Origin of the sequence: Proteus sp. G2609 (assembly GCF_963896135.1) — a bacterium.
GTDB classification, from domain to species: Bacteria; Pseudomonadota; Gammaproteobacteria; order Enterobacterales; family Enterobacteriaceae; genus Proteus; species Proteus mirabilis.
The window spans coordinates 57,991-72,291 of sequence record NZ_CAWQNB010000019.1; the positions used below are offsets into that span (position 1 = coordinate 57,991).

Sequence of the window (14,301 nt, forward strand, 5' to 3'; positions counted from 1 at the left end):
AAAAAAGAGGATTGATTACCTTTTTACCTAATGATCTCATTCTTTATGCATTATTTTATGCCATTGTCAGCTTCATTTTTATTCTCAACAACCGCCTCTGCACTAGATGGTTCGCTAGGTTTTATGGTTTGCCAAATCGAGCCGATAAACTCATACCATGCTCGCTCACTATGCTGAAAATAATACGCTGAAGGGGTATATTTTTCCCAAGGATGCAGTGGGGTAGTAATGGCTAGCTGATTAGCTGGTGCAACAATAGGGTGCATACCTCTAGCTAAAAAGAAACGTTCTGCTCGCGCTAAATGGTTTGCTGAGGTCACCAATAAAAAAGGTTGTTTACCGATAAGTTTATCCACTTCATACGCTTCTTCTTCGGTATCTTTAGGTTGGGAAAGGGCGATCGTTTTTTCTGCTGGAACACCTAATGATTGTGCAACTTGTGCAGCCACTTCGGCGCTACTTATTTTATTGACGCCGGCACCACCGGTAAAAATTAAGCTGGCATTAGGATAACGATAATAAAGCCTTACGCCTTCAGCAACACGAAATAAGCTATTATTTAGCAGGTTAGCACTAGGAGCCCATTCAGGGTTATAAGTAAAACCGCCCCCTAAAACGACAATGTAGTTAACATCTTGTGGTGAGTTTTCGCGTAATTCATAACGTGCTTGATACGCTTTTTCACTCGGCATCAATAGAGTATCTGCGACAGGTTGCATGCCTAACAGCGTAAGCAACACAATCACGATAGTGAGTACGCTTTTTCCTGTTTTTTGCCAACGAGTAAACCACAGTAAAATAAGCGCAAAAAAAGCAATTATTAATAACAGTGGTAGTGGCATGATTAGGCTACCAAGATATTTTTTGAGCAAAAACAGCATAAATCTTCCTAAGTTGAGTGAAATGTCAGCAACTGAGAGTAAAAATTTAGTGAAAACTAGGGGATTGATAAAGCATTGTGTCAAAATAGCGTATAAGTATAGTTTTTACTAAATGCTAACGAACAGAAATACTCACTAATTTAGAAATTGTAAAACGATAAACGTTTGAGCGTTAATTTTTTCATTAATAAGCGTTATATTTATACTGCGCTTTGCGAATAATCTGATTCATGGCTTATTTTGTGATTGAAAACAGCCAGTATCATCGAACACTGGTAAAATTGTTGTCTTTGTTTACCTTCAGTACAGTGTCTCATATTTTTGAATTTATCAGAATGCAAAGAGCGCAAGTAACAAGTTGTTATCATGAGGCGTTTTAATGTCAGACCGTAATTTTGACGATATTGCTGATAAATTCTCTCGCAATATCTATGGCACAACAAAAGGAAAAATCCGCCAAGCGGTGATTTGGGATGATTTACAACAATTATTAACTCAACTCCCTGATCGTCCGTTGCGTATTTTAGATGCGGGGGGTGGTGAAGGTTATTTTTCCAGACAACTGGCAAAATTAGGGCACCAGATAATTTTATGTGATCTATCACAAGAGATGCTTAACCGCGCACAAGAAGCGGCTATTGATGAAGGTGTTGTCAATCAAATGACGTTTATTTGTTGTGCAGCACAAGAGATAAACCAGCATCTAGATGATGGTGTTGACTTAATTCTATTCCATGCCGTATTAGAGTGGATCACAGATCAGAAAAACGCCATAAATGTACTTACCGATATGCTACTTCCTAATGGTATCCTATCGCTAATGTTTTACAATGCGAATGGCATTGTCATGAGAAATGCTATTTTGGGAAATTTCCATTTGGCAAATCCGGAAATACCACGCAGAAGAAAACGCTCATTATCCCCACAAAATCCGCTACAACCTGAGGATGTTTATCAATGGTTAGCGTCATTTTCAATGACGATTTTAGGAAAAACGGGAGTGCGTGTTTTTCATGACTATTTGCAAAGTCGTCAGTTGCAAAATAAAGATTTTCCAGCGTTGCTTGCCTTAGAGCAACGCTATTGTCGGCAAGAGCCCTATATCAGTCTGGGGCGTTACATTCATGTCATGGCACAAAAATGTGTAAATTAAGGATGTACTATGAGTGATTTTACCCAGACCGTTCCTGAGTTAGTGTCTTGGGCGAGAAAAAATGATTTCTCTATTTCACTGCCACCGGAAAGATTAGCTTTTTTGATGGCAGTTGCTGTATTAAACAGCGAACGCCTTGATGGCGAGATGAGTGAAGGGGAGTTGATTGATGCCTTTCGAGAGGTGTGTAAAGGCTTTGATCAACCCGCAGAATCAATACAAGTTCGTGCTAATAATGCCATTAATGATATGGTCAAGCAGCGGCTTTTTAACCGTTTTACCAGTGAACTGGTAGAAGGTAATGCGATATATCGTTTAACGCCATTAGGTATTGGCATCAGTGATTACTACATTCGTCAACGTGAGTTTTCATCACTACGCTTGTCGATGCAATTGTCAATTGTGGCAAGTGAGTTAGATTCAGCGGCAAGTGCCGCAGAAGAAGGTGGTGATGCATACCATTGGCATCGTAATGTTTTTGCACCGTTAAAATATTCGGTGGCTGAGATATTCGATAGCATCGATTTATCTCAACGCATTATGGATGAACAGCAAAATATCGTTAAAGAAGATATTGCTGCACTATTAAACCAAGATTGGCAAGCTGCCATTTCAAACTGTGAACAATTACTATCTGAAACCTCTGGGACATTAAGAGAGTTACAAGACACACTGGAAGCGGCAGGGGACAAATTACAAGCAAATCTATTACGTATTCAAGAAGCGAATATGAGTTCAGGCCATGTCGACCAAATAGATACTTTAGTCTTTGAGTTACAAAGTAAACTTGACCGTATTATTAGTTGGGGACAGCAATCTATCGATTTATGGATAGGTTACGATAGGCATGTGCATAAATTTATTCGCACGGCGATAGATATGGATAAAAACCGTATTTTTTCACGTCGCCTACGCCAATCCGTACAAAACTATTTCGACAGCCCATGGGCATTAACTTATGCTAATGCGGATAGGCTATTTGATATGCGTGATGAAGAGCTTGTGTTGCGAGATGAAGAAGTGACCGGGGAATTGCCTGAAGAGCTGGAATATCAGATGTTCAGTGAAGTAAATGAACAAATTGCTCAATGGGTTGAACAAGAGCTGGCTGCTTATAAATTAGAACAACGAGCGTTAGATCTCAGTTCAGTATTAGTTGAGTATCTTAATCGTTATCCACAACAGAAGCATTTTGATGTGGCACGGATTGTCATTGATCAAGCGGTACGATTAGGTGTCGCGCAAGCTGAACTTGCAGGATTGCCAGCAAAATGGGCAGAAATTAACGAATATGGAGCTAAGGTACAAGCGCATGTCATCGATACATACTGAACAATTTATACCAGCTAAATTAGCACAGGCATTAGCGAATTCACTTTTTCCTGAACTGGATAGTCAGCTACGTGCAGGTCGACATATTGGTATAGACTCACTAGATAACCATGCTTTTTTGATGGACTTTCAAGATGAGTTAACAGATTTTTATGCGCGTTATAATGTCGAATTAATTCGAGCACCTGAAGGCTTTTTTTACTTACGCCCCCGTTCAACGACGCTTATTCCTCGTTCAGTGCTTTCTGAAATGGATATGTTGGTCGGCAAAATTCTTTGTTATCTCTACCTTAGCCCTGAACGATTAGCTAATCAGGGGATCTTCACTGTACAAGAATTATTTGATGAATTACGCACACTGGCCGATGAAAGCAAATTGTTACGCTTAGTTAATCAACGCTCAACAGGATCGGATTTAGACCTACAAAAACTGCAAGAGAAAATGAGAACGTCACTTAACCGACTACGTCGTTTAGGGATGATTTCGTTTTTACCCAATGATACGCAACGTTTTTCAATTACTGAATCGGTGTTCCGCTTTGGTGCTGATGTGCGTAGTGGTGACTCTCCTCTTGAAGCGCAAATGCGTATGATCCGCGATGGTGAAGCTATGCCACTAGAGCAAGATAGCGAGCCAAGTGATGACGATGAACAGGAAGATGAGCAATTAGAGTCCAGTGAAGATGATGATGCAGAGGAAGAAAATAAATGATTGAACGAGGAAAATTTCGCTCATTAACATTGATCAACTGGAATGGGTTTTTTGCTCGTACTTTTGATTTAGATGAATTAGTCACGACTTTATCCGGTGGTAACGGAGCGGGTAAATCCACCACCATGGCGGCTTTTATTACCGCGATGATCCCCGATCTGACTTTACTTCATTTTAGAAATACCACTGAAGCCGGTTCAACCAGTGGCTCTCGTGATAAAGGATTATATGGGAAATTACGCCCGGGAGTTTGTTACGCTGTTTTAGATGTGATTAATTCCCGCCATTTACGAGCTGTCGTTGGCGTACGCTTACAACAAGTTGCCGGACGAGATAAAAAGGTTGATATCAAACCTTTTATGATCCAAGGGCTACCTATTGCTGAAAATCCAACAGAAATTTTGACGCAAGCTGTCGATGGACGCCAAGCACGTGTTTTACCACTTAATGAATTAAAAGAAAAAGTAGAAGCAATAGAAGGCGTTGTTTTTAGACAATTTAACTCGATTACTGATTTCCACTCTGTACTCTTTGATTTAGGGGTTATTCCGAAACGTTTACGCTCAGCAAGCGATCGGGCAAAATTCTATCGTCTTATTGAAGCTTCATTATATGGCGGTATTTCAAGTGCCATCACTCGCTCTTTACGCGACTATTTATTACCTGAAAATAGCGGAGTAAGAAAAGCCTTCCAAGATATGGAAGGGGCATTACGTGAAAACCGCATGACCTTAGAAGCTATTCGGGTCACTCAATCCGATCGTGATCTGTTTAAACATTTAGTTACCGAAGCGACCTCGTATGTTGCAGCGGACTATATGCGTCATGCTAATGAAAGACGAGTACACCTTGATCAGGCTCTATCTTTACGTAAAGAGTTGTGGGATCAGCGTAAAGCGATTAACAATGAAGCTTATCGCTTTATTGAAATGGGCAAAGAGTTAGAAGAGCAACAAGCGTTATCGGCTGATTTGGAAACGGATTATCAAGCCGCCAGTGATAGACTTAATCTTGTACAAAATGCGGTACGCCAACAAGAAAAAATCGATCGCTATGTTGCGGATGTTGAAGAAATCACATTCCGTTTAGAAGAGCAAAGTGAAGTTGTTGAAAAAGCAACATCAAAAAAAGAAGAGTTGGAAGCGCGAGTTGGATCTGCGGAAAAAGAAGTTGATGAACTGAAAAGTCAATTGGCAGATTATCAACAAGCGTTAGATGTTCAACAAACCCGAGCTATTCAATATCGTCAGGCGGTACAAGCATTAGAGCGTGCGAAAGCACAATGTGGCATTGATGATTTAGATGAAACCAATGCAGAGTTATGGGCTGAACGTATTCAAGCAAAAATTCAATCCATCACGCATTCATTACTTTCTATGGAGCAGAAACTCGGTGTTTCTGATGCGGCCAAAACACAATTTGATCAAGCCTATAAATTGATCACTTCGATTGTTGGGGAAGTTGAGCGTCAAAATGCGTGGAGTGCGGCTAAAAGCGCATTACGTGAATGGTCATCACATCGTCATCAAGCCGATCGTGTTCACCCTATTCGGATGCAATTAGCTGAATTAGAGCAACGTTTACAGCAAAGAAATAATGCTGAACGTCAACTTGCAGAGTTTAATAAACAGTATGGCAAAAATGTTGAGCCTGATGATCTATTTACTCTACAAGAAGAGCTAGAAGCAAAGATTGAAGAGCTGAGCGATTATGTTAGTGATTCAGGCGAACAGCGTATGCAAATGCGCCAAGAGCTTGATCAACTAAAACAACAAATTGAAAAATTAAGAAAACAAGCGCCAGTTTGGTTTGCTGCACAAGATGCTTTAACGCAACTGTGTGAACAAACGCATCAATCTTTTGAAACAAGCAATCAAGTTACTGAATATATGCAACAGTTACTTGAGAAAGAGCGTGAAGCCACGGTTTTGCGTGATGAAACCGCTGCTCGCAAACAGCAAATTGAAGCTCAAATTGAACGATTAAGTCAGCCTAGTGGGGCTGAAGATGGCCGATTAATTACTTTAGCAGAACGCTTTAACGGGGTTTTATTATCGGAGATTTACGATGATATCACCTTAGATGATGCGCCTTATTTCTCAGCATTATATGGACCTGCACGCCATGCAATTGTGGTACAAGATCTCAGTGCGATCGAAGAGCAGTTAGCTTCTTTAGAAGATTGCCCGGAAGATCTCTATTTTATTGAAGGTGATCCACAATCCTTTGATGATAGCGTATTTAATGCCCAAGAGATGGAAAAAGCGGTACTTATTAAAAGTTCAGATAGGCAGTGGCGCTATTCACGTTATCCAGAAATTCCATTATTTGGCCGTGCGGCACGAGAAAACCAGCTAGAAATATTATCCCGTCAACGAGATGAGCTGTCAGAGCTGTATGCTACACAGGCCTTTGATGTGCAGAAAATTCAACGTGCACACCATGCATTTAGCCAATTTGTTGGGCAACATATTTCAGTGGCATTTGATGCCGATCCTGAAGAAGATATTCGCCAATTAAATCAACGTCGTAATGAATTAGAGCGCGAGTTATCACAATATGAAGAGGGCACTCAGCAACAACGTCAGCATTATGCGCAAGCCAAAGAGTCGCTCAATTTATTAAATAAACTCATTCCTCAAGTCAATTTATTATTGGACGAAACATTAATTGATCGTGTTGAAGAGCTACGTGAAGAGCTTTATAACGCAGAAGAGTCAATGCGTTATTTACAGCGTCATGAGAAAGCATTAACTGCGTTAGAGCCTATAGCCTCGATTTTACAAAGCGATCCACAAGAGCATGATCAATTAACACAAGATTATCAATACGCAAAAGAAGAGCAGCAACGTTATCAACAACAAGCATTTTTGCTGGTGGAAGTGGTTCAGCGTCGTCCACATTTTAGTTATAGCGATGCGGTTGAAATTGTCAGTGAAAATAACGATCTTAATGAAAAATTACGTCGTCGTTTAGAAATGGCTGAAACAGAGCGAGCGACAGCGAGAGAGTTATATCGTCAACAGCAGGCACAATGTGATCAGTTTAATCAAGTACTAGCCTCACTAAAAAGTTCTTTTGATACTAAATCAGAACTATTAAGAGAGCTTGAGCAAGAGATGAAAGAGACTGGCTTGCAAATTGATGCGGGTGCAGAAGCGCGAGCCAAAGAGTTACGTGATCAACGTTATGCTGCGGTGAGTGCTAACCGTACGCGTATTAGCCAACTTGAGCGTGATATTGCGCTTAGTGAAGCTGAACGTGAAAATATGGCGAAGAAAATTCGCAAATTAGAACGTGATTATGGCCAAATGCGTGAACACGTCGTCAGCGCTAAAGCCAGTTGGTGTGCTGTTATGCGCTTAGTGAAAGAAAATGGTATGGAGCGCCGTTTACATCGTCGTGACTTTGCCTATCTTTCAGCGGATGAGCTACGTTCAATGTCGGATAAGGCTCTAGGTGCGTTACGTCAGGCTGTGGCGGATAATGAATATTTACGGGATGCATTACGTCGCTCTGAAGATGCAAAATACCCTGATCGCAAAGTCCAATTCTTTATTGCGGTTTACCAACATTTAAGAGAACGTATTCGACAAGATATTATCAAAACCGATGATCCGGTTGATGCTATCGAACAGATGGAAATTGAATTAGCGCGCTTAACCGAAGAGCTAACCAGTCGTGAACAAAAACTGGCGATCAGCTCTCGCAGTGTGGCAAATATTATTCGTAAAACTATCCAACGTGAACAAAATCGCATTCGTATGCTAAATCAGGGCTTACAAGCGGTTTCCTTTGGTCAGGTTCGTGGTGTACGGTTAAACGTTAATATTCGTGAAAGCCATCAAATCTTACTGGATGTATTATCGGAAGAAGAAGATAGCCAATATCAAGATCTATTTAAAAACCAAAACCTAACCTTCTCTGAAGCGATGGCAAAACTGTATCAACGCTTAAATCCACAGGCTGATTTTGGTCAGCGTATGCCACAAACGGTGGGTGAAGAGCTACTTGATTACCGTAACTATCTTGAGATGGAAGTTGAAGTTAATCGTGGGCCAGAAGGTTGGTTAAAAGCAGAAAGTGGTGCGCTATCAACGGGTGAAGCCATTGGTACAGGTATGTCTATCTTAGTGATGGTGGTTCAAAGTTGGGAAGAAGAATCACGACGCTTAAGAGGAAAAGATATTTCGCCTTGTCGTTTGCTCTTCCTTGATGAAGCCGCACGTTTAGATGCGAAATCTATCGCGACCCTGTTTGAACTGTGTGAACGACTTGATATGCAACTTATCATTGCCGCACCAGAAAATATTAGTCCAGAAAAAGGCACAACTTATAAATTAGTGCGTAAAGTCTTTAATGGAAGCGAGCATGTTCATGTGGTCGGATTAAAAGGCTTTGGGCAACAAAGTGAAAAAGATAACATTTTATCCGAAAATGTTGCAGATAGTTGATGAAGGATCATGATGAGTAAGTGAATAACCTTATAATATAACTTATTGTTTTCATTATTTTATATTTTGGTTATTCATGAGTGTTAATGGCATTTAGTATTTTTATCACAGTTATTAGTACAAATCAGTGTACAAATTTTATAGCGTGACCCCTCAATAAAAAGGGAAGTACTAAATGCCCCTCATCAATTTATATCGATGTTAAAATAATCAATAAAAGTGGAAACAGAGGATAGCGACAGGTTTGAGTGGAACAAAAACATGTGCTTTAAGTCCCATTGATTATTTACATCCCTCATCGCAGTATTGCTGTATTTCATTGAGTAATCTGCCTACATGGAAGCCATCACATACGGCATGATGCACTTGAATTGCTAGTGGCATCAGAACTTTATCTCCCTGCGTATAATATTTACCTATTGTAAATACAGGGGCAAAGAAATTGTTTATATTCGCCACATTCAAGTTAAAACTGGTGAAACTTACCCAAGGATTTGCTGACACAAAAAACATATTTTCGATAAATTCTTTTGGAAAATAGGCTAGATTGTCACCGTATTGCGCTATATCTTCTGAATAAGTTTTCAAAAATTGATTGATATCTTTGTGGTAATAACTCCATAAAGATGAAAATGTTTCGGTCTGTTCATGAAAGATAGTGTACCCAGGGTTAACACTATCCCATATCACCAATTCCCCGTCTTTCATTGCCATGCGGAATTCTGCATGTTTATTTACCAATTGGCTAATGATGTATATAAATGTCGGATAGAATTTGTACCCATTTTGCTTTACGGTTTTTAATAAGGAAGTAATATCCAGTTGAACAGTCTGGCTAAAGGTGCATTGAGCAAAAGACTGAAATGCTTCAAAGTGTTCTTTTCGTCCCCATTGGGATAGATCAACAACAGTATATCCCACTCGCTTTGTGTCCATGTTAGCTTTCCTATTTTCTAATCCAAATTTAAATTAATTGTATATTACTTATAAATTATTAAAACAATTTCGAACCTCTATCTGTAGATAAACCCATAACCTATGATAGGTAATGGGTTTTTCTTGGCTAATTTTAAAATGTTTATTTTTTACCAAAAAATGTTTCAAAAATAACAGAGTCATTGATGTATTCATTTGGGGACGACTTAGATAATAACGGCGCTATCTGCTTTCGTAGATAGTGCGTTATTTTTTCAAAGTGTTAGATAGATCAAAAAATGAAAGTAAACTAACAAAAGAGTACCAGCCTAAATAAAATAACGTGCGCTATATCTCATTTAAATGTAATTATGATGTTTATTATTATCACCTTCTGTGATTAATATAAAAATTAAAGGAAAGAGAATGCGTAAAGTCACACTTACTCTTAGTGCAATTGCGTTGGCGTTAAGTTTAAATGGCGCAGCAATGGCAAAAGTTCATATGCCAGAAGTTGTTAGCCCAGGGGTTACTGTTACTGAACTTGCACACCAGCAACCAATTAAATGGGTTTCTGTTGCAGAAATTGAAAAAAGCTTAGAAGGCCAAGCACCAATGGCGGTAGGTTTTGATATTGATGACACTGTTCTGTTCTCAAGCCCAGGCTTTTATCGTGGTAAACTGGAATATTCTCCAAACGATTTCAGTTATCTGAAAAACCCAGAATTCTGGGAAAAAATGAACAACGAATGGGATAAATTCAGTATGCCTAAACAAGTCGGTATCGATCTTGTTCAGATGCACTTAAAACGTGGTGATACTGTTTATTTCATTACCGGTCGTACACAGACTAAAACAGAGACTGTGACTAAATATGTTCAAGAAGGTTTAAATATTCCTGCAGACAAAATGCAACCTGTTATTTTTGCCGGTGACCAACCTGGCGCAAATAACAAAGTAAGCTGGATGCGCGATCACAAACTGAAAATTTACTACGGTGATGCAGATGCTGATATCGCAGCAGCAGATGAGCTAAATATCCGTGGGATCCGTATCTTACGTGCCGCTAACTCTTCTTACCAGCCGTTACCTAAAGCGGGACAATTTGGTGAAGAAGTGGTTATCAATTCAGAGTACTAATCTGTCTCTGTGCTGTTGACCTTTATTTGTTAGGCGTAGGAAACTACGCCTTTTTTATTTTGGGTTTCTTTATAAAACAAAATAGAACCATATGATAGATTAAATCTATATACTTTCTATTTGAATATTTATTGTGCACGGCATTGTGAGTATTTAGTATTTATACTCTTATTTAATATAAAAAGTGTATTAAACATCTTTTTATGATGATTTAAGTGCATATTGTTGAAAAGATTTTATAAAACTTTACAAATATTAGTTTATTCCTATAAAACTCTTTGTCTAACTCATCTAATATTTTACGATAGCAAAATAATAACAAGGGATGAGGCACTGAGGACTATGGCGCAACAAGCAATTAAAAGAGCAATAACATATTCGGTCGTAATAGGTACACTTCTCTCAGGGCATAATGTTATTGCCTCAGAAAGTGAAACGCCACCGCTATTCACATCAGAAACACCTGCATTAGTACCCGCATTTACAGAAGACGTGGCAACACAAGATACATTAAATTCACCATCAGTGAGTAAGCAGGAAGTTAGCACTAAACTACAATCTTGGTTACCAAGCGAATATAAACCACTTTACTTTAAGCAACTCGTGGATGTTTATCAAAGCAATGATTTAGCACTGATTTGGCAAGATGAACAAATTACAAAACAACTAGAGCAGCAACTGGCAGAGGTTGCCTTAACTGGAATTCAACCACAATTTGGACGTTGGTTAACGCTATTAGAAACAGCACAATTAACGCCAGAAGCACGAGATATTATTTTATCTGACGCTTTTTTAGGTTATATCAGCTTTGTTGAACAGATTAATCAATCAGGAACAACACTGTTATATCGCGCTGCGATACAAGCATTACCGGCACCAACTGTGCAAGCTGTCGAGCATTTCCAACTCAATCTACAACAAAATACCTTAGGGCGCTTTGTCGTCTCCTTTGCACCCTCACACCCTTACTATCCATTAATGAAAGAGGAAGTGCGCAAACAGCTTCATCAAGAGGTTATTTGGCCCGTTATGGAAGGGAAAAATTCATTAAAGCCAAACCAATCGGCAGAAGAAGTTATTGCATTAAGACAAATATTGCGTAACTTAAATTTACTGCCTCAATTGGCTGAAAATGAGCAAGAAGTAGCAACAACGATTTATGATGAGCCTTTAATTGCTGCTGTAAAATCGTTTCAAGCGGCCCATGGATTAGAAACTGACGGTATTATTGGTAGACAGACGCGTAATTGGTTAAATATGACACCAATACAGCGTGCTGGAATTATGGCATTAAATATACAGCGGTTACGTTTAACCCCACCTATTGGTGACACTGGAATTTGGGTCAATATTCCTGATTACTCCCTCTATTTTTATGCTAATAATCAACTGATTTTAGATTCAAAAGTGATTGTTGGTCGACCAGATAGAAAAACCCCCATTATGAGTAGTGCGCTTAATAATGTTGTGGTTAATCCGCCTTGGAATGTACCTACGAGTATGACGCGTAAAGATATTGTTCCAAAAGGAAAGGCTGATCCTAGTTATTTTAGTCGTAAAGGTTATACGATTTATTCAGGGTGGGGGAATGACGCTTATCCAATCAATCCTTATGATATAGATTGGGAAAACATCTCTGCGGCTAATTTTCCATATCGCATTTGGCAAGCCCCTGGGCCAACTAACTCCCTAGGCCGATATAAATTTAATATGCCAAACTCTGAAGCAATTTATCTGCATGACACACCAAACCACAATTTATTTACTAAAAATATGCGAGCAATTAGTTCAGGTTGTATTCGTGTGAATAAAGCGGCGCAATTAGCGACGATATTATTAGGTGATGCAGGATGGAAACAAGATAGAATTGATGCAGCTTTAAAACGAGGTTCAACACAATATGCACCAATTCCAGAACGTATCCCTGTCTATTTATATTATCAAACAGCTTGGGTAGCAGAAGAAAATGCCCCTCAATATCGAGCAGATATTTATAATTATGACCAAAGCATTAATAATGCAACCTCTTTTTTAGAGAATATTAAGAAATATTTGTAATAGAACAGATGGCTAACAACAATAAAGAGTAAGCATTATGCTTGCTCTTTATTTTTTATAAAAATCAGTGAGATAAAATAATTTTATTCAGTTTTATTAATAAATTTTAAAAAATAGCTATTATTTTTAATCTATTTTTAGAAATAACATTAATATTAATAAAATGTTAATTGCTAACACGGCTATTATTAATAATAAAACATAAACTTTTATAAAATAATATCAATGATATGTTTACAAATCTATACAAACAATAAGCAACAATTCAAGAAAAATATTGTCATAATAAAGGTCTGTTCTTCCTTCTATCATTATTTTGAGTGTAGCTATCATGGATATTGTTGATTCACATCGTCGTAAGTGGTTAGGCCTTGGTATGGCTGCTGTTGGTTTAGGTTTACTTCCCTCACATGCATTTGCATCATTAGCAACTCCCCGACCGAAAATTCTTCGCTTTAATAATTTAAATACTGGTGAAACTATTAAAGCCGAGTTTTTTGATGGTAAACGTTATAATAAACAAGAGCTTGCTAGACTAAATCATCTTTTTAGAGATCACCGTCAAAATAAAGTTAAAACTATCGATCCAGCCTTATTTGATCAAATCTATCTGTTACAGGTGATGTTAAACAACAATAAAGCCGTTGAACTTATTTCGGGTTATCGTTCACTCGCGACTAATAATCATCTACGTCAACACACCAGCGGTGTTGCGAAAAAAAGCTATCATACCCGTGGTCAAGCAATGGATTTCCGTTTAGTAGGTACTGATTTATCTAAAGTACGCCAAGTTGCACTAAGAATGAAAGCGGGAGGAGTGGGTTATTATCCACGAAGTAATTTTGTTCATATCGATACAGGACCCGTGCGCTCATGGTAATCTATGTAATAAATAAATAGATATAGACTAAGAAAGCGCGGAGTAAGCTATGATGTATCACATTATACCTGTGACAAATTATATGCAAAATTGCACCCTTATCTGGTGTGATGATACCAAAGAAGCGGCCATTGTTGATCCCGGTGGTGATGTCGAAACATTAATTGCAGAAATTGAACAACGTCAATTAAAGTTGACTAAAGTGCTATTAACTCATGGTCACTTTGATCACGTAGCAGGAACAGCTCAAATTGTTGAGCATTTTCATGTGCCTGTTTATGGGCCACATAAAGATGATAACTTCCTTATTGAAGATTTAGAACAACAGTGTCGTATGTTTAACTTCCCCAGTGGAAAATCTTTTACGCCTGATCAATGGTTAAATGAAGGGGATACTGTCACTATTGGTAAAACCATTACTTTGTCGGTTTTACATTGTCCGGGCCATACACCGGGTCATATTATTTTTGTTAATCACCAAAATAAACTTATCTCGATGGGAGATGTATTATTTCGTGAAAGTATTGGTCGTACTGATTTCCCTCGTGGTAATCATGCCGATCTGATAGCTTCTATCAAAAATAAAGTATTACCACTAGGTGATGATTATCTATTTATCCCCGGCCATGGCCCTATGTCTAATTTAGGTCATGAGCGTCAATATAATCCTTTCTTACAAGATGAAATGCCCATTTGGTAATTTAAAATAAAGCAAACTCTTTAAGCCCTTTATATTAAAGGGCTTTTTTATAGATGAAAAATTAAAAATGATATCG

The 14,301-nt window shown here is 38.5% G+C and carries 10 protein-coding genes; 8 read left to right on the forward strand and 2 right to left on the reverse strand.

The genetic code is table 11. The features are described 5' to 3' along the window. Positions 1 to 50: 50 nt before the first annotated feature. Positions 51 to 881, reverse strand: a complete 831-nt coding sequence (gene elyC / locus AACV01_RS05290; protein ID WP_046335153.1) for an envelope biogenesis factor ElyC — start codon at positions 879 to 881, stop codon at positions 51 to 53. Positions 882 to 1,260: 379 nt separating this feature from the next. On the opposite strand from elyC, the gene cmoM reads away from it, so the two are divergent. Genes cmoM through mukB form a run of 4 tightly spaced genes read left to right on the forward strand, consistent with a single transcriptional unit; the run spans position 1,261 to position 8,532 of the window. Further along, positions 1,261 to 2,034 carry a tRNA uridine 5-oxyacetic acid(34) methyltransferase CmoM gene (gene cmoM, locus AACV01_RS05295; protein ID WP_004244596.1) on the forward strand — a complete coding sequence of 258 codons (774 nt, stop codon included), beginning with the start codon at positions 1,261 to 1,263 and terminating at the stop codon, positions 2,032 to 2,034. Between the two features lie 9 nt (positions 2,035 to 2,043). Continuing rightward, complete coding sequence (gene mukF, locus AACV01_RS05300) at positions 2,044 to 3,366, forward strand: chromosome partition protein MukF (RefSeq protein WP_004244597.1); 1,323 nt, start codon at positions 2,044 to 2,046, stop codon at positions 3,364 to 3,366. After that, positions 3,347 to 4,078 (forward strand): chromosome partition protein MukE, encoded by a 732-nt coding sequence (gene mukE / locus AACV01_RS05305; RefSeq protein WP_004247634.1) that lies wholly within the window; start codon positions 3,347 to 3,349, stop codon positions 4,076 to 4,078. The genes mukF and mukE overlap by 20 nt, the downstream gene beginning before the upstream one ends. Beyond that, entirely contained in the window at positions 4,075 to 8,532 is a 4,458-nt protein-coding gene (gene mukB, locus AACV01_RS05310) for a chromosome partition protein MukB (protein WP_161682539.1), read from the forward strand. The genes mukE and mukB overlap by 4 nt, the downstream gene beginning before the upstream one ends. Positions 8,533 to 8,814: 282 nt before the next feature. On the opposite strand, the gene catA is transcribed toward mukB, so the two are convergent. Beyond that, positions 8,815 to 9,468: a type A chloramphenicol O-acetyltransferase gene (gene catA, locus AACV01_RS05315; RefSeq protein ID WP_060554589.1), complete on the reverse strand. Its 654-nt coding sequence runs from the start codon at positions 9,466 to 9,468 to the stop codon at positions 8,815 to 8,817. Positions 9,469 to 9,873: 405 nt separating this feature from the next. Here catA and aphA point away from each other — a divergent pair, with 405 nt between their 5' ends. From aphA to AACV01_RS05335, 4 genes are all read left to right on the forward strand, one after another. Next, the gene (gene aphA / locus AACV01_RS05320) at positions 9,874 to 10,587 is read left to right on the forward strand and encodes an acid phosphatase AphA (RefSeq protein WP_004247637.1); all 714 of its coding nucleotides are present in this window, start codon (positions 9,874 to 9,876) and stop codon (positions 10,585 to 10,587) included. A gap of 342 nt (positions 10,588 to 10,929) precedes the next feature. Continuing rightward, positions 10,930 to 12,645: a L,D-transpeptidase gene (ldtD, locus tag AACV01_RS05325; RefSeq protein ID WP_004244603.1), complete on the forward strand. Its 1,716-nt coding sequence runs from the start codon at positions 10,930 to 10,932 to the stop codon at positions 12,643 to 12,645. Positions 12,646 to 12,976: 331 nt separating this feature from the next. After that, positions 12,977 to 13,525 carry a YcbK family protein gene (locus AACV01_RS05330; RefSeq protein WP_004244605.1) on the forward strand — a complete coding sequence of 183 codons (549 nt, stop codon included), beginning with the start codon at positions 12,977 to 12,979 and terminating at the stop codon, positions 13,523 to 13,525. Between the two features lie 49 nt (positions 13,526 to 13,574). After that, positions 13,575 to 14,225: an MBL fold metallo-hydrolase gene (locus AACV01_RS05335; protein ID WP_004247640.1), complete on the forward strand. Its 651-nt coding sequence runs from the start codon at positions 13,575 to 13,577 to the stop codon at positions 14,223 to 14,225. The last annotated feature ends 76 nt before the right edge of the window (positions 14,226 to 14,301 follow it).